The 16,164-nt window shown below is 64.5% G+C and carries 18 protein-coding genes, 1 tRNA gene and 1 pseudogene; 11 read left to right on the forward strand and 9 right to left on the reverse strand.

The genetic code is table 11. The features are described 5' to 3' along the window. Positions 1-3 precede the first annotated feature (3 nt). Both J7355_RS12480 and J7355_RS12485 read left to right on the forward strand, forming a co-directional pair. A tRNA-Leu gene (locus J7355_RS12480) sits at positions 4-90 on the forward strand. A gap of 212 nt (positions 91-302) precedes the next feature. Beyond that, entirely contained in the window at positions 303-953 is a 651-nt protein-coding gene (locus J7355_RS12485; RefSeq protein ID WP_209063202.1) for a LysE family translocator, read from the forward strand. Between the two features lie 19 nt (positions 954-972). On the opposite strand, the gene J7355_RS12490 is transcribed toward J7355_RS12485, so the two are convergent. Further along, complete coding sequence (locus J7355_RS12490) at positions 973-1,185, reverse strand: hypothetical protein (protein WP_209063204.1); 213 nt, start codon at positions 1,183-1,185, stop codon at positions 973-975. A 132-nt stretch (positions 1,186-1,317) separates the two neighbouring features. Here J7355_RS12490 and J7355_RS12495 point away from each other — a divergent pair, with 132 nt between their 5' ends. Both J7355_RS12495 and J7355_RS12500 read left to right on the forward strand, forming a co-directional pair. Beyond that, complete coding sequence (locus tag J7355_RS12495) at positions 1,318-1,737, forward strand: HIT family protein (protein ID WP_209063206.1); 420 nt, start codon at positions 1,318-1,320, stop codon at positions 1,735-1,737. Then, entirely contained in the window at positions 1,734-1,940 is a 207-nt protein-coding gene (locus J7355_RS12500) for a SlyX family protein (RefSeq protein ID WP_209063208.1), read from the forward strand. Before J7355_RS12495 ends, J7355_RS12500 begins: the two co-directional genes overlap by 4 nt. A 52-nt stretch (positions 1,941-1,992) precedes the next feature. Here J7355_RS12500 and J7355_RS12505 read toward each other — a convergent pair whose 3' ends face one another. From J7355_RS12505 to ppc, 3 genes are all read right to left on the reverse strand, one after another. After that, entirely contained in the window at positions 1,993-2,382 is a 390-nt protein-coding gene (locus J7355_RS12505) for a hypothetical protein (protein ID WP_209063210.1), read from the reverse strand. 132 nt (positions 2,383-2,514) lie between these two features. After that, positions 2,515-3,051: a hypothetical protein gene (locus tag J7355_RS12510; RefSeq protein ID WP_209063212.1), complete on the reverse strand. Its 537-nt coding sequence runs from the start codon at positions 3,049-3,051 to the stop codon at positions 2,515-2,517. A 37-nt stretch (positions 3,052-3,088) separates the two neighbouring features. Continuing rightward, on the reverse strand, positions 3,089-5,878 hold the full coding sequence (ppc, locus tag J7355_RS12515; RefSeq protein ID WP_209063214.1) for a phosphoenolpyruvate carboxylase: 2,790 nt from the start codon (positions 5,876-5,878) through the stop codon (positions 3,089-3,091). Positions 5,879-5,960: 82 nt separating this feature from the next. Here ppc and J7355_RS12520 point away from each other — a divergent pair, with 82 nt between their 5' ends. Together J7355_RS12520 and fdxA are read left to right on the forward strand one after the other, a co-directional pair. Continuing rightward, a complete protein-coding gene (locus J7355_RS12520) occupies positions 5,961-6,560 on the forward strand; it encodes an NUDIX hydrolase (RefSeq protein WP_247739960.1) in 600 nt (199 codons plus the stop codon). Between the two features lie 45 nt (positions 6,561-6,605). After that, positions 6,606-6,929: a ferredoxin FdxA gene (gene fdxA / locus J7355_RS12525; protein ID WP_209063215.1), complete on the forward strand. Its 324-nt coding sequence runs from the start codon at positions 6,606-6,608 to the stop codon at positions 6,927-6,929. Here the strand turns inward: fdxA and J7355_RS12530 are convergent. Next, the gene (locus J7355_RS12530; RefSeq protein ID WP_209063217.1) at positions 6,926-7,447 is read right to left on the reverse strand and encodes a class IV adenylate cyclase; all 522 of its coding nucleotides are present in this window, start codon (positions 7,445-7,447) and stop codon (positions 6,926-6,928) included. The genes fdxA and J7355_RS12530 overlap by 4 nt on opposite strands. Before the next feature lie 6 nt (positions 7,448-7,453). Beyond that, positions 7,454-8,365, reverse strand: a complete 912-nt coding sequence (gene xerD / locus J7355_RS12535; protein ID WP_209063219.1) for a site-specific tyrosine recombinase XerD — start codon at positions 8,363-8,365, stop codon at positions 7,454-7,456. 45 nt (positions 8,366-8,410) lie between these two features. Here xerD and zapE point away from each other — a divergent pair, with 45 nt between their 5' ends. Continuing rightward, positions 8,411-9,508: a cell division protein ZapE gene (zapE, locus tag J7355_RS12540; protein WP_209063221.1), complete on the forward strand. Its 1,098-nt coding sequence runs from the start codon at positions 8,411-8,413 to the stop codon at positions 9,506-9,508. Positions 9,509-9,600: 92 nt separating this feature from the next. Next, positions 9,601-10,581, forward strand: a complete 981-nt coding sequence (locus J7355_RS12545; protein ID WP_209063223.1) for an alpha/beta hydrolase — start codon at positions 9,601-9,603, stop codon at positions 10,579-10,581. Positions 10,582-10,588: 7 nt separating this feature from the next. On the opposite strand, the gene J7355_RS12550 is transcribed toward J7355_RS12545, so the two are convergent. The 3 genes from J7355_RS12550 to J7355_RS12560 all read right to left on the reverse strand — a co-directional run bounded on the left by J7355_RS12550 (position 10,589) and on the right by J7355_RS12560 (position 12,499). Further along, on the reverse strand, positions 10,589-11,035 hold the full coding sequence (locus tag J7355_RS12550) for a MaoC family dehydratase (RefSeq protein WP_209063225.1): 447 nt from the start codon (positions 11,033-11,035) through the stop codon (positions 10,589-10,591). Next, positions 11,032-11,490 carry a MaoC family dehydratase gene (locus J7355_RS12555; protein ID WP_209063228.1) on the reverse strand — a complete coding sequence of 153 codons (459 nt, stop codon included), beginning with the start codon at positions 11,488-11,490 and terminating at the stop codon, positions 11,032-11,034. The genes J7355_RS12550 and J7355_RS12555 overlap by 4 nt, the downstream gene beginning before the upstream one ends. Before the next feature lie 229 nt (positions 11,491-11,719). Further along, positions 11,720-12,499: a pentapeptide repeat-containing protein gene (locus J7355_RS12560; protein WP_209063230.1), complete on the reverse strand. Its 780-nt coding sequence runs from the start codon at positions 12,497-12,499 to the stop codon at positions 11,720-11,722. 372 nt (positions 12,500-12,871) lie between these two features. Here J7355_RS12560 and J7355_RS12565 point away from each other — a divergent pair, with 372 nt between their 5' ends. The 3 genes and pseudogenes from J7355_RS12565 to J7355_RS12570 all read left to right on the forward strand — a co-directional run bounded on the left by J7355_RS12565 (position 12,872) and on the right by J7355_RS12570 (position 16,075). Beyond that, positions 12,872-14,407 (forward strand): long-chain fatty acid--CoA ligase, encoded by a 1,536-nt coding sequence (locus tag J7355_RS12565; RefSeq protein ID WP_209063232.1) that lies wholly within the window; start codon positions 12,872-12,874, stop codon positions 14,405-14,407. A 622-nt stretch (positions 14,408-15,029) separates the two neighbouring features. After that, a pseudogene (locus J7355_RS17740) lies at positions 15,030-15,164 on the forward strand (IS3 family transposase); the annotation flags it as partial. 128 nt (positions 15,165-15,292) lie between these two features. Further along, positions 15,293-16,075, forward strand: coding sequence for an IS1595 family transposase (locus J7355_RS12570; RefSeq protein ID WP_209063234.1), 783 nt, complete (start codon positions 15,293-15,295; stop codon positions 16,073-16,075). The last annotated feature ends 89 nt before the right edge of the window (positions 16,076-16,164 follow it).

The following is a 16,164-nucleotide window of genomic DNA, read 5'->3' on the forward strand; positions in this document are numbered from 1 at the left end:
CCTGCCCGGGTGGCGGAACTGGTAGACGCGCCGGACTCAAAATCCGGTTCTGGCAACAGAGTGCGAGTTCGATTCTCGCCCCGGGCACCATTTCTCGACCATGACATTGCGTTCGACTCCGAAGCGTTTGCGAGAAATGCCCCACCGCATTCGTATCGACGCCATAGCGCTCAACGCGTCGGCGTTGGGCGGAATACGCGCTTGTAACGAAGACGAGCATTTGCGCCCAGAGCAATAAAACAAGAGCAATAAAACCTGTTCTCCCGCCTGAATGACGGCAGGACGAAACGCACGGTAGCCCCATGGACATAGCAACCGCGCTGCTGAGTTTCTCGATCGCTGCCGGGCTGATGACGCTCACCCCGGGTATCGATACCGCGCTGGTGCTGCGCACCGCGGCCGTGGAGAATGCCCGTAACGCCCTGTTCGCCGCGTTCGGTGTGGTGATTGGCGTTCTCGCCTGGGGACTGCTCGCCGCACTCGGTCTCGGCGCGGTTCTGGCGGTTTCCGAAATCGCCTATGGCGTGCTGCAGTTTGCCGGCGCTGCGTATCTGATCTGGCTGGGCGCGCGGATGCTATTGCGTGCCGCGCGCGGCGCACGTGCGGACTGGCGCGACGGCGACCCGAGCCAGCCACAGGCACGCCGGGCCGGCGCACGCTGGTTTGTACGCGGGCTCACCACCAACCTGCTCAACCCCAAGGTCGGCGTGTTCTACGTGAGCCTGCTGCCACAGTTCATGCCGGCAGACGTCAACGTGGTCGCGTTCAGCGCACTTCTGGCCGGCGTGCATGCCGCACTCAGCCTGGGCTGGTTCATTCTGCTCACGCTGGCCACGCGCCCCTTCGCACGCGCACTGGCCCGCCCCGGCACCACGCGCACGCTCGACGGCATCACCGGCACGGTGCTCGTCGGCTTCGGCCTGCGTCTTGCGTTGTCGGACCGCGCGGGTTGAGACAGCGCGAAGCCGCGAATCAGGCCAGGAAGTCGAAGTCGAAAGACAGATCGACCTCGAAGTAATAACAAAGGCCCAACGCGGCCGCGACCACCGCCAGCACGATCCAGAAATACTTGTTGGATATGAAGGCGAAGATGAACATCCCCGCGACGACTGCGAATCCGGCCATGAGCAGGCCCGACCAGCCGCCGTCCTGAATGACTTCGATCCAACCCCTGATTGCGTCCATGGCTCCCCCCGATTGATGCACGGCCGGCGCGACGATCACGCCCGGCCTGCGAGCGCCGCCAGAGCGATCTTATACAATGGCGCGCCCGGCGCCGAGTGCGCCGACCGTTTTGGAAGCGTCAGGCGAATGCCCATGCAAATCAACGATCAACTGCTCGCGGACTGTCATGTACTCGGCACGCTCGACCGCGCCAGCGTGTTGCTTAACCGTAACGCGGCGGTCGGCTGGCTGATTCTGGTGGTGGATACCGATGCCGTCGACTGGCACGAACTCGACGACGCCGAGCATGAGCGGGTAAGCGAGCAGCTGCGCACGCTATCTGCCTTCACCGCGCGCTGGTTCGACGCCCACAAGCTCAACGTCGCCGCGCTGGGCAACCAGGTGCGGCAGATGCATGTGCATGTCATCGCGCGCCAGACGGATGACCCCTGCTGGCCACGCCCGGTCTGGGGCAACCTCGACGAGACGCGGGCGTATTCCAATGCTCAGATCACGGCACTGCGCGACGCACTCGCCGAGCAGATCCATCTCGTACCCGGCGGTGCGGCATGAGCGCGGCGTCGAGCATCGAAACGCTGGAAATGCGTATCGCCTATCAGGACGACACCATCGACCAGCTCAGCGATATGGTCTATGCCCAGAGCCGCGCGCTGGCGCGTCTAACCCAGCGCTGCGAGCAGCTGGAGTCACGCATCGCCGCCCTGGCGGAGGGCGGCGATGCGAACGAGATCGACGAAACGCCGCCGCACTACTAGCCGCAGCGCTTGCAGCGGGCTGTCTACGCGACAGCCCGGGACCCTGAACCGCCTAGAACTGGATGCGACCGCCGCCCTGCTGGCCGCCACCACCGCCGAAGTCGCCCTGACCCGGCACCTGGATCTGCTGGCTCTGCTGGCGCTGCATTTCCTTGAGTTCCTCGATCGCGCGCTCGGCCGCGGCATTGACCGCATCCGGGAACTGGTCGATGGCACCGGAGAGCGTGTCTGCCTCCAGTTCGAACGACAGCGGCAGGTTGCCGGCCGGGGTCATCAGGCTGGCCGAGCCTTCATAGCGCACGTCGCGGGCACTGTCGTCCTCGCCGTCCTTGGTGACCGGCACCAGACGACGGATACTGCCGACCTTGAGGTCCGTGAAGGACTCTTCGCGGTACATGCTGTCGGCATCGACCTTGATTTCGGGCATTTCGTTTGCGGCCATGACGTTTTCCTCGAGCGTCAAAACAATGGCGGCAAGGATAACAGCGCAGCCCGTCCAGGCTAAGCCGGCCCGCGCCGAGCGCCATGCAAGACGTACCGGGCGCCGCGTTTACGCTGCGCCCGCGGTGATCGATCAGAGGGCTTCGGCGTTCTGGAAGGCGGAGCTGATACGCGCCTGCAGCTCCTTCTTGAAGGCGATACGCAGCTGCTCGCGCGCCCGGGTGACGTCCGGCCCCTGCACCAGGGTCTGCTGCAGACCGTTGTAGATCGAGAACGTCTGTATACCCCCATCGCCCTCGTCGCTGGTACGCAGCAGCTCCGTTGAGGCAGCGACTGCCGCGGTCACGCCGTCCGACTCTTCCTGCTGGTGAACGATGTACATGATGCGCAGCACGCGCACGCCGGCGGGCAGGTCCTGTCCATTCATGCGGATGGTCGCCTGGCGAGCATTGGAGAGCGCTTCGTTGGCGAGCGAGGCGACGAGCTCTTCCGGCAGCATTGAGTAGCGCGCGTCCGCCACCGGCACGATATCGAGATAGACCGGGCGCTGCGGCTTCTCGCCCGCGTTGGCGCTCTCGTCGTTCTGCGCCATGGCTGCCGGCGCGCCCGCCAGAACAGACAGCACCGCGAGCAGCGAAAACACGCGAAAAAAGACGTTGGTTGGATTCATGGTGTCTTGATCTTTTCGGATTCCGATGACGAACAGGTCAGCCAGTATTGCGCATACCGGCGGCAATCGCGTTGATCGAGCGCAGCACCGGATCCAGCCACACCCGATCGCCGCCTTCACGATAGCGCGTCAGCGCGGTGATCTGAATATGATTGAGCGGGTCGAGATACGGTCGACGCCGGTCCAGCGAACGCTTGAGCACGACGTCGTCGTCCAGCAGCGTGTCCTCGCCCGTGATCGCGAGAATCCTTTCGACGGCGCGGTCATATTCACCACGAATGGCCTCGAAAATATCGACATGCTCGGGCGCAAGCTCGGCATAGGTCGCGGCGATGCGCATGTCGGCCTTGGCCAGCGACATCTGCACGCTGTCGATGATGGTGCGGAAATACGGCCAGTCGCGATAGAGCGCGACCAGTGCCTCGTTGTCGATCCCGGCCTCCGTGAGTGCGGTACCCACCCCGAGCCAGCCCGGCAGCGTATGCCGCGACTGCGCCCAGGCGAACACCCAGGAGATTGCGCGGATCGACGACTTGCCGCGTACCGCCTTGCGATGGCCGGGCCTGGAACCGATGTTGAGCGCGCCGATTTCAGCGGTCGGCGTGGCGGCATAGAAATAGTCGAAGAAACCCGCGGTGTCTTCGGTCAGGCGGCGGTAGAACTGCTCGCCGGTATCCGACAGCGCGCCGGCGATCTGCGAGTGGTCCGTGTCGTCGGTGGCAAAGCCGCTGGCCTTGAGCGTGCCGGTAATGCCGAGCGTGAGCTCGTGAACCGCCGTTTCCGGATTGCTGTACTTGGCGAAGATCATCTCGCCCTGCTCGGTGAACTTGATCCGCGAACGCACCGTGCCCGGCGGCTGCGACACGATCGCCTGATGGGTCGGCCCGCCGCCGCGCCCGACGGTGCCGCCGCGGCCGTGAAAGAGCAGGCTGTCCACCTCGTGGCGGTCGCAGACCGCAACCGCGAGCTGCTGCGCCTTGTAGAGCTGCCAGCGCGACGCCATGATCCCGCCGTCCTTGCAGGAGTCCGAATAGCCGAGCATGACCTCCTGCCGGCGCGTCCCGTCGGCCGCCTGCGCTTCGAGAAAGTCGCGATACGCCGGCTGGGCGAGCAGGCCGTCGAGCACCGGCTCGATATGCTCGAGATCGGCCACGGTCTCGAACAACGGCGCGATCGAAAGCGGCGGGGTGCCCTCGCCCGGCTCGTAGACGCCGGTGGCGCGCATGAGCCACAGCAGCGCGAGCATGTCCGAAACGCTGTGCGTCATCGAGATCACATAGCTGCCGAACGCGTCCACGCCCAGGGTGCGGGTGAATTCACGCACCACGGCGAGGCTGTCCAGCGTGTCGCCCACTTCGCCAGAGACATCGACACGGGCCACCTCCGGTACCTCGTCGCGTGCGAGCTCGGCGGCGAGCAGCGTCGTTCGCCCGGCGTCGTCGAGGGATTCGTAGTCGTCACAGATGTCGAGCGCGGCAAACAGCTCGTGCACGCACTGGGTGTGCCGGGTCGATTCCTCGCGCAGATCCAGGCGCGCGAGATGAAAGCCGAACGTCTGCACAAGCCGTTGGAGGTCCTTGATCTCGTCGTCGGCAATCGCCTGGTCGCCGTGACCGACGAGCGATTCGCACATGATGCGGAGTTCGTCGATCAGTTCGGCGGCGTTGTCGTAAGCCACCGGGCTGCGCTCGCTGCGCTCGGCGCGCAGACGCAACTCGGTCTGCAGCTGGTCGACCATCGCCGCGATGCGCTGGCGCATGAGATAGAGCTTGCGCCGATAGGGTTCGGCAGCGAAGCGCTCGGCGCGCACGCCGGTATGCGCCGCAATGCGCTGCTCGTCCGCGGCCAGGGATTGCCAGAAGGCGTCGCTGGGCGCACACCAGCGAGCCGAGAACGACAGCCGGCTGGCCAGATGATCGATCCGGCGCAGGTATTCGGTGAGCACCTCGCGTGCCTGCATGCGCAGCGCATAGCGCGTCTCGCGCGCGGTGACATAAGGATTGCCGTCACGATCGCCGCCGATCCAGGAGCCGAAATCCAGCACCGTGGGCGGCTCGACGCGCTCGCCGTAGGCGTTGGACAGCGCGCGTTCGAGGTTGCGATAGATCACCGGCACGCTGGCGAACAGCGAGGCACGGAAATAATAGAGCCCGTTGCGGATCTCGTCGGCCACCGTCGGGCGCGAACCGCGCAGCTCTTCGGTCTTCCAGAGCACCTGGATGTTCTGGCGGATATGTTCCTCGATCTCGGCGTGGCGCCGCTCATCGGGCGTATCGAAAGCCAGTTCGCGAAACCACTCGAACAGCCGGCGCAGCGCGTCGAGCACGGCCCGCGGCTTGGCCTCGGTCGGGTGCGCGGTGAACACCGGCATGAACGACAGACGCTCGAGCCGGGCGAGCGCGTCCTCGAGGCTCACGCCCTCGCCGGCGAGATCGGTGAAACTGCGGTTGAACGAACCCAGCCACTGCGGATTGCCGTCGGCCGCCAGCGCGCGCCGGGTGCGGTGGGCATGGAGCTCTTCGAGCAGATTGGCCAGATTGAAATAGATGGCGAAGGCGCGCGTGACCTCGGTCATCGTTTCCGCCGGCAGGTCGGCGACGAGCGCCTGCAGCTCGGCGCGCTTGTCGGGGTCGTCCTGTTCGCGCAGCGCGATATAGCCGCGGCGCAGCGTCTCGACAGTATCGAACACGCCTTCGCGGGCCTGCGAACGCAATACGTCGCCCAGCAGGGCACCGGCCGCGCGCACCTGGGCGCGCAGCGCTTCATCGTGGGCAGCCACGTCGGTCGCACTCATGGCGGGATGTTTCTCGTTGATCGACGGATTCATGTTTTCAGCGGTTGCATGGTTCGTGCCGTTTGAAACGATACCAGCGCACGGCCATTCACTCGTTGTCTGCTAATCTTCCGCCATGCCGAAACCCATGACGTTCTGCCCCAACTGCGGCGCGCCCATCGAATACAAGGTGCCCGCCGGCGACGACCGCAAGCGCAATGTCTGCAGCGAAACCGGCGAAATCTTCTACGAGAACCCACGCAACGTGGTCGGCTGCATCGTCGAGCAGGACGACCGCATCCTCATGTGCCGGCGCGCCATCGAGCCGCGTCTGGGCTTCTGGACGCTGCCGGCCGGGTTTCTGGAACTCGGCGAAACGATCTTCGAAGGCGCCGCGCGCGAAACCCGCGAGGAAGCGCAGGCCGAGGTCACCGACGCCGAGCTGTTTACCGTGATCGACGTGACGCACATCGGCCAGGTGCACATCTTCTACCGCGCCACGCTGTCCGGGAACCATTACGGCGCCGGCCAGGAAAGCCAGTTCGTCACCCTGCTCGGCGAAGACGAGATCGAGTGGTCACAGCTGGCTTTTCCGACCATTCACCGCGCGCTCAGTCATTACTTCGCCGATCGCCGGCGCGGACGCTTCGATCTGCATATGGACAACCTCGGGGCCGACGACTGGCGCGCCATGAATCTGGATCGCGTGGCCAACGTAGAGACCGGCAGCTCCTGATAAACTGTCGCCCATCTTTGGTTCCGTCACGAGGCCCGACCCAGGATGACGTTCGTAGTCACCGAGAACTGCATCAAGTGCAAATACACCGATTGCGTGGAGGTCTGCCCGGTGGACTGTTTCCACGAGGGCCCCAACTTCCTCGCCATTGACCCGGAAGAGTGCATCGACTGCACGCTCTGCGAGCCGGAGTGCCCGGTGGAAGCCATCGTCTCGGAAGACGATCTGCCCGAGGATCAGGCCGATTTCCTCGAGCTCAACGCGGAACTGGCGTCCAAATGGCCCGTGATCACCGAGATCAAGCCGGCGCCGGAAGACGCCGACGAGTGGGCGGACAAGCCGAACAAGCGCGAGCTGCTCGAACGCTAGTCCCTCGCTCGGGCTTCGAGCAGGTCGATATAGGCGCCCGTTCGCAAGTCTGACGCAGCCACGCCGAGTGCAGCCATGAGGCGCTCGGCCTCGCGCTCGCCGGCCGCGACCGATTCCCCGGCCTCGAGCACGACTTCCAGTTCCATGAAATCGCCCAGGCCGGCGACGTGGTCGACATGGATGCGCGTGCGCCCGGCCAGATAGAGCGTGCGTGTCTTGATGACTTCGCCGCGTACGCCCCAAGCCTGTTCGAGCACGCGCGCCATCGCCGCCGGGTCGGCCACGGGGCTGCGTTCGTAGTCGCAGGTCTTCGGCCCGTCCACGTCCGGCCGGCGATAGAAGATCAGCTCGGCCTCGCCGGCCCTCATGCGACGCAGCTTGAGCCGCCCGCGATTGCAGGCGAAGAACGTGTCGTGCTGCTGGATTTCTTCAGGGCCGGCGGTAGCGATCGCGGCCGCCCGTTCGTGCAGCGCCGCGACATCCGCCACCGCGGCCTTGATCTCGATATTGCGCGCCACGGCGCTTCAGCCGCGCGGGTGGTGGGTCGCGTGGAGCGCCTGCAGCCGGGCGCGCGCGACGTGGGTATAGATCTGGGTGGTCGACAGATCGGCATGGCCCAGCAGCATCTGCACGGCGCGCAGGTCTGCGCCGTGGTTGAGCAGGTGGGTCGCAAACGCATGGCGCAGCCCGTGCGGCGAGACGTCGGCGCGAATGCCCGCCTGGGCCGCGTAACCCCGTATGCGGTGCCAGACGTTCTGGCGCGTCATGCCGCCGCCGCGGCCGGTCACGAACAGGGCATCGCTTTGTCTGGCGCCAAGCAACAGCCCGCGCGCTTCGCGCATGTAGTGTTCCAGCCAGTCGATCGCGGCCAGGCCCAGCGGCACCAGGCGTTCGCGGCCGCCCTTGCCGGTCACGCGGATCACGCCCTGGCGCGTGTTGACCTGGGCACGGGAGGCGCCCACCAGTTCGGACACGCGCAGCCCGGCCGCATACATCAGCTCGAGCATGGCGCGATCACGCAGACCGATGTCGCTGTCGGTATCCGGGGCTGCGAGCAGCGCCTCGACATCGGCTTCGGTGAGTGTCTTCGGCAGCCGGCGGCCCTGGGTCGGCATCGCGATCAGCGCGGTCGGGTCCTCGTCGATCACGTTCGCGCGCAGCTGGTAGCGATAGAACTGACGCAGACTCGACAGCAGCCGTGCGGCACTGCGCGGACTCGAGCCCGGGGTATTCCGGGCAGCGAGATAGGCCTGGATGTCTGGGCGCGACGCCTGCGCCAGCGCTGTGCGGCCGTCCAGCCAGCGGGCGAAGTGCGCCAGATCGTTGCGGTAGGCGCCCAGCGTCGCGTCGGACAGGCCGCGCTCGGCCCAGAGCCCGTCCAGGAACGACTCGATGGTCCGGGCAGTGTCGTCGTCGAGCGCATCGATGGCGGCCATGGCGCGGAGCGTATAATAATTTGTATTTCGACGACGAGAGTTTGCATGGCAGTGTCAGCCGACAGCGCCGCCGGTCCGCGCGCGCGCTACGACGCGGATCTCGCGCGCGACGATTTCGTGCGCGATCCGGCGCAGGAAAAAGCCGTCGATGCGCTCCAGGCGATCCACGAGGCGCTGGTCGCGAACCCGACCACCCGCAGAGGGTTGTTCGGCAAGACGCGGCGCGAAACGGTCACCGGTCTTTATCTCTGGGGCGGCGTGGGCCGCGGCAAGACCTACCTCATGGACTGCTTCTACGAGAACCTGCCCTTCGAGGAGAAGTCGCGCCTGCATTTTCATCGCTTCATGCAGAAGGTGCACGAGGCGCGCAAGAAGTACGCGAACAAGTCCGACCCGCTCAAGCTCATCGCCAAGGAATGGGCCAGCGACCGTGTGCTCTGCTTCGACGAGTTCTTCGTCTCCGACGTGGCCGACGCCATGATCCTCGCGCGCCTGACCGAGGAGCTGTTCGAGCGCGGCGTGACCCTGGTCACGACCTCGAACGTGGACCCGGACGATCTCTACAAGGATGGCCTGCAGCGCGAACGCTTCAAACCCGCGATCGCGCGCATCAAGAAATACTGCACCGTCATGCATCTGGACGACGGCACCGACTATCGGCTCGACCGGATCGACGACGCGGCCACCTATCAGACGCCGCCGGGCGAAGACGCCGACACCGTGCTGGCGAAGCACTTCGATCGCCTGGCAACCGGGCGTCCCGTCGAGGGCGGCAACGTGAAGATACTCGGCCGCAAGATCCCGGTACGCCAGCGTGCCGATAGCGTCGTGTGGTTCGAGTTCGAGGATCTGTGCCGCGGCAGCCGCTCGGCCAACGACTACATCGAGATGGCGCGCGAGTATTCGACCATCATGGTGTCCAACGTGCCCGTCTTCGATGACGACGAGAACAACGCCGCGCGCCGCTTCATCAATGCGGTGGATGAATTCTACGACCGTCGGGTCAATCTGTTCTGCACCGCCGAGGCCGTACCGGAGGCACTGTACCAGGGCACACGCCTGGCCTTCGAGTTCGAACGTACCGCCAGCCGGCTACAGGAAATGAGCTCGAACGAATACCTCGGCGAGCCCCACCGCGCCTGACTGCGCACTCCGCCGGCTTGCGAAAGCCGTGGGCACGCAACTTGCCGTGCCATTCTTTCGTATCTCGTGAACCGCGTCAGGCAGGGGTCGGGATGAATGGTGTCGACACGCGCAGCTGCGCGCTGTATGCCGCTGCGATCGGCACACTGATCTGCAGCGCCGTGCTGAGCGCGCCGGCCAGCGCGATCGAGCGGCTGCGCGCAGTCGAACTCGACAACGGCCGCGTGCTTGTGCACTGCAGCGGCCCGAAACCCGAGCCCGGGGAACCCACGGTCGTGCTCGACGCGGGGCTGGGCGACAGTGCGCTCGTCTGGTCGCGTCTGCAGCCGCTCGTGGCCGAAAGCCTGCCGGTCTGCAGTTACGACCGCCCGGGCTACGGCGACAGCGATGCCGCGCTGCCACCGCGCACCAGTGCCGTGATCGTCGAGGAACTGCGCCGCCTGCTGACCCGCGCGGCCATCCGGCCACCCTACCTCCTGGTCGGCCATTCGTTCGGCGGCTGGAACATGCAGCTTTTCGCGGCCCGCTATCCGCGCGAGACCGCCGGGCTGGTGCTGGTCGACAGCAGCCAGGTGAATCAGATCGGCCGTTACGAACGCGACCTGGGTCTGCGTATCGCCCCCGACGGCGTATTTCATATCTCGATCGCAAGCCATGTGCCGCCCAACCTGGCGCCGGCCGACGCCGCCGAGGCCCGCGCCCTGTCTCACGACCCCGTGACCTGGCGCACCGCACATCACGAGCTGGCCGGTTTTCGCGAAAGCGAGCGACAGGTCGCGCACGCGCCCCCGCTGCCCATCGGTCTGCCGCTCGTGGTAATCAGCCGCGGTGCCCGGCTTGGCGCCTCGCCCGATTATCCCGCGGCGAGCGAAAAATTATGGCGCCGCCTGCAGCAGGAATACGTGGACGCGCATCCCGGAGCGGTGCATTTCATCGCCCGCGACAGCGGCCACTACATCCAGCTCGAACAACCCGCACTAGTCGCGCATGCCGTCTGCCTTGTGGCGGCGCGTGCTGGCGTCGACACGCCGGGATGTCGTGTCCGTCCGGACCCGGTGAGCGACGGCCGCTGATCCGTACCTAACCCGGCTCGCGACGCGCCATCATCGAGGTGGACACAAAACTCATGACCACCGCGTCGTGTTGATTGCGTGTTTCGACCGCGAACTGTACAAGCCCCATTTCCGGGCGCGACTTCGACAGCCGCTTGCCGGCCACGGTAACGCGCGCGGTGAGCGCATCGTTCGGATACACCGGCTTGTGCCAGCGCAGGTTCTCGAAGCCCGGCGAACCGAGACTGGCCAGCGGTTCGTCGCGGCCGGTCATCATCAGCTTCATGGTGAGCGCGGCGGTGTGCCAGCCGGAGGCGGCGAGTGTGCCGAAATAGGTATTCTTCGCGCCCTCGTCGCTCAGGTGAAACGGCTGCGGGTCGTAGCGCCTCGCGAAATCGACCACCTCTTCGGCTGTCGGACTGATCGGACCGAGATCGACGCTGTCACCCTCGGTCAGGTCTTCGTAATGGATCATGCCGGCGCTCCCGGTGACTCACGGCGCCGGAACAGGCCGTTCGATGCGATTTCGCAAACCAGTTCGTCGTTCTGATTCAGAACCTCGAAACGGTTCTTGATCAGCCCCATCTCGGGCCGGCTTTCTAGCACGCGCTTGGACAGCGCTTCCTGGCGCACCGAGAGCGTATCGCCGGCATAGACGGGCTGCGTCCAGCGCACCGAGTCCACGCCCGGCGATCCCAGCGACGCCGCGTCGAGCAGCAGATGATCGACCAGCAGCCGCATGAAGATAGCGCAGGTCAGCAGGCCCGGCGCGGTCAACGCGCCGTAGGGGCTGTCCTTCGCGGCCTCCGGGTCGACATGAAACGGCAGCGGATCGTAGGCGGTGGCGAATTCCACGATCTCGGCTTCGGTCACCTCGTAGGCCCCGTAGCGTTCGATCGCGCCGATCTCGAAGTCTTCCCAATAGCGCATGCGCGTCCCAGGCGTTTTACAACAGCGTGGAACTATACCGCCCGTTTGGCGGATACAAACACGCACTACCCACGTATATCGCCGTCAGTGCCCGGCGTCAGGCGTCTTTGCCGGCGAACGTTTGCATCACCGCGTCGACGAGCGGCGCGTCAAACGCGCCGTGTATATCGTGCTGCTGGTCGCAAGGACCGCGCTCACCTGGCCCGGCTAGCACGGCGCGTGTTCAGGATCAGCTCGCGTTCTCGATGGTCATCCCGGTGGCGCTGTCGATGCCCTGGGCGTCGGTAAGGTCGGCGTCGGAGAAATCCGCGCCGGTGGCGTCTGCGCCGGTGAAGTTCGCACCGCTGAGATCCGCGCCGTTGAACTCGGCGCTGCGAAGATCGGCATTGCTGAAATCCGCCCCGGTCAGATTGGCGAAGCGAAACAGTGCATGGTTAAGCCGGGCACCCGAGAAATCGGCACCGGCGAGCTGTGCGCCCTCGGCCTCGAAGCGCATCAGCCCCATGGACTGATTTTTCATGTCGGCGCCCAGATTTGCGTTGCTGAAATTGGCGCCCTCGTTGTCGCCCTGGGAGAGTTTGGCAATCACCCGCGCACCGCTGAGATCGGCGCCGGCGAAGACCGGCGATTGCGCGCGCGACGGCTCCAGACCACGGGCGACGACCGGGCCGAACAGATGTACGCCCTGCAGATTGGCGTTGGCGAAATTCGCGCCGATCAGCCACGCGCCATCGAGATTGGCGCCAAGAAGATTCGCGCCTTCGAGCACGGTGTTCTCGAGCCGTGCATTGCCGAGATCGGCGCCGGCGAGGTTCACGCCCGACAAGTCCATGCCCGACAGGTCGAGCCGGCTGAGATCGTGGCCGGAGAAGTCGGCCGGCTGCTCCGGCGTGGCGGCATCCAGCTCGGCCTGCATCTCGTCGGCCGTGAGTTCCCCGGCCATCATGCCGCCAGCATGGCCCACGGCCAGCGCGGTCGAAAAGATCAGGGGCAGCAGTTGTTGCTTCATGAGGTCGTTCCTCCATCAACGCTACCGATCACGCGCGCGACGCGCGAGGCCGGCTTTCCGGCGTCTACGGTACGCCGTTTGCCGTATGGCAGCTTAAGGACGCCGCGAGTTCCGCCTGCGGCCTGCGGAAACAGCGTTTCCGCTTCATCAGGTAACTCGCGTTACCAGAACGATTGAACGTTCGTTAGAGGTATATGCCAACGAATATGGACGTTTCGGCTGCGCCAATGCGATGCTCGGCGGCGGTGAAAAGAACAATCCTTACACCGATTCGAACAAAGACCAGAGGAGATCTCATGCAATCCACGATGATGGACAGGCCGCTGCTGCTCGACGACATTCTCGAGCGCGCGGGCGCGCAGTTCGGCTGATGTGGCAATCGTCACCCACATGCCGGACAAGTCGCTGCACCGGCAGACCTATGCCGACATGGTCCGACGCGCCAAGCAGCTCGCTCAGGCGCTCACCCAGGCCGGGATCAAGCACGGCGATCGGGTCGCGACCTTTTCCTGGAACACCTCCGCGCACCTGGAGGCATATTTCGGCATTCCGATCACCGGCGCGGTACTGCACACCCTGAACCTGCGCCTGCCGCCGGACGATGTGGCCTGGATCGTCAATCACGCCGAGGATCGTTTCCTCATCATCGACGACGTGCTGCTGCCGCTGTACGAGAAGTTCGCCGACAAGGTCAACTTCGAAAAGATCATTGTGGTGCCGCTGGCCGGCAAGCCCGTGCCGGACGGGATGGAAAGCTACGAGGATTTCCTGGCCTCCGCCGAGGGCGAGTTCGTCTACCCCGAAAAGGACGAACGCGACGCCTGCGGCATGTGCTACACCTCAGGCACCACCGGCAAGCCCAAGGGCGTGGTCTATTCGCATCGTTCCAGCGTGCTCCACGCCATGGCCGCGGCCACGCCGGACACGCTGAATCTGTCCTACAACGACGTGATCCTGCCGGTCGTGCCCATGTTTCACGTCAACGCCTGGGGTCTGCCCTATGTGTCGACCATGGTCGGCGCCAAGCAGGTGTATCCGGGCCCGCATATGGACGCGGAGAGCCTGCTCAACGTCTACGAGGGCGAAAAGGTCAACGTCACCGCCGGCGTGCCGACGATCTGGATGGGCATCATCAACGCCCTGGACGCCGAACCGAACCGCTGGAAGCTGCCCGAAGGCATGCGCATGACGGTGGGCGGTTCTGCAGTGCCGGAGGCGATGATCCGTCGCTTCGACAAGTACGGGCTGACCATCATCCAGGCCTGGGGCATGACCGAAACCTCGCCGCTGGCCTCGGCCGCGCGCCTGAAGCCCGCCATCCAGAAACTCTCTGAGGACGAGCAGTACGCCATTCGCGCCACTGCCGGCATGCCGGTGCCGTTCGTGGATACCCGCATCGTGGGTGACGATGGCAACCCGCTACCCTGGAACGGCGAGGACATGGGCGAGATCCAGGTCCGCGGCCCGTGGATCACTGGCAGCTATTTCCAGCTCGAGAACAGCGAGGAGAAATTCACGCCCGACGGCTGGCTGCGTACCGGCGATATCGCCACGATCGACGCCGAGGGCTACATCAACATCACCGACCGCACCAAGGACGTGATCAAGTCCGGCGGCGAATGGATATCCTCGGTTCAGCTGGAAAACACGATCATGGGTCACGACGACGTGGCGGAAGCCGCCGTGGTTGCCCAGGCCGACGAAAAATGGGGTGAACGCCCGCTCGCGGCCGTTGTGTTACGCGAAGGGCGCGACTTGTCCGCCGAGGATCTCGCGGCCTATCTGCGTGAGCGCATGGAGAAATGGATGGTGCCGGACAACTACGTGTTCGTTGACGAAATCCCGCGCACGGCGACCGGCAAGTTTAGCAAGCTCGACCTGCGCAAGCGGCTGTTCGACAGCGCCTAGTCCGGCGTTTTTGGCACCGGCCCGGCCCTCGTAAATTAGGGCTGGGCTATTTTCGGGGCGTAAAGTTTGTGAGCAGTTTACGCGTAGGACTGCCGCCATCGAGCGCGAATGCAACTACATATAGACGTATGCTAGATCCACGGTCGGATATCGTGGGCGGATCGCCCAGGTCTCTACGCCCAAGAAGACCCTGGCCCAATACCCGCAATGGCCCGACCTTTTCAATTGGCTCCAATGCTCGCTAGCTTGACGGTAGCAAGTTGCGTGATGAGCCGCGTTATTGATCCGAACGCGCCAATGCCCTTCACAATTCGGCGCACGTTGTGGAATTTTCCGCGCAAAGGCACACGCCGATGCAAGTAGTCAGTCGCCACGGTACACATTGTTTCAGCCGGGTCTGTTCTGCTGCTGATTTCAATTGAACAGTGCAAAAATCCCGATACTTTTTTCCATGGTCTAGCCGCGCAAGAGCTGATCGCGGCCGTGCGCTATCACTATAACTTGGGCATGCATATCGCGCTCGTCAACCGACAACGCGGCCTGCCACAAATAATAAGCCTTCGTGGAAGCCTGCCGGCCGCTACGCAGCGGCCACCGCCGCATAAAGGCCCACCGAGCCCCAACCAACTGCAAGGCTGAGGCGTTCGTGAAGACGCTCAAGCGCGACTATGTCGCGATCAACCCGCGGCCCGATGCGAAAACCGTGGTGTGTCAGCTGCCGTTCTGGTTCGATGACTACAACAACATACCTGATTAGCCCCGAAACTCAGCAGGGTCAGGATCTGACCCAGCGTGTTCGGACAATAGGTCATGACGCGACAACGGAGCAACGTCATGGCAATCAATCAAGTCCAGATGCAACCCGGTCTATCCATGCGTGAGTTCATGGCACGCTACGGCACACCGGCGCAATGCGAACAAGCGCTTGTGGCGGCCCGCTGGCCGGCGGGCTTTGTTTGCCCGAGCTGTCGATGTCGTCACGCCACCACGTTTGAGCGCCACGGGCGCACGCACTGGCAGTGCGTGCGATGTCATCACCAGGCGACGGCCACCTCGAATACCGTGTTCGCCTCGACCAAGCTCCCGCTGACCGTCTGGTTTTTGGCCATGCATCTGATGACCCAGGCCAAGAACAACGTGTCGGCCCTTGAACTACGCCGCCAGCTTGGCGTGAGCTATAAAGCAGCCTGGCGCATCAAGCAGAAACTGATGCAGGTCATGGCCGAGCACGAGTCCGGGCGCTGTCTATCCGGGCGTGTGGAGATCGACGATGCCTATCTGGGCGGTGAGCGATCCGGCGGTAAACGCGGCCGGGGCGCCGCCGACAAGGTTCCGTTCGTGCTGGCGGTATCGACAACGGATGATCGCAAGCCGCATCACGTGGTGGTGCGTGTCATGCCGTTCACATCGGCGGCGGTCGCCGACTGGGCCCACACATCGCTGGCCGCCGACGCTGTGGGGCTCTCCGATGGGCTGCCGGCGTTTCGCGCGCTGCGCACTGAAATTGCCGAACATATTGTCCACGTGGCGGGCTCCGGCAAAGCCGCGGTGACCCACCCTGAATTCAAATGGGTCAATGTCATGCTTGGCAACCTGAAAAACGCGATCACGGGCACTTACCACGCGTTCAGATTAAGCAACATTCTTTCTGTAAAAACGCGATCCTGACGTTGGCGTAATCGTTCTATTCGCTGTCGTCCTCGCTCATATTCAGATAGCGTCGCCCCGTCTGCCAGTCCTGCGAGATCTCCATGGCC

The sequence above is a fragment of the Endozoicomonas sp. G2_2 genome, from assembly GCF_017744135.1.
Lineage (GTDB): Bacteria > Pseudomonadota > Gammaproteobacteria > Nevskiales > Salinisphaeraceae > Salinisphaera.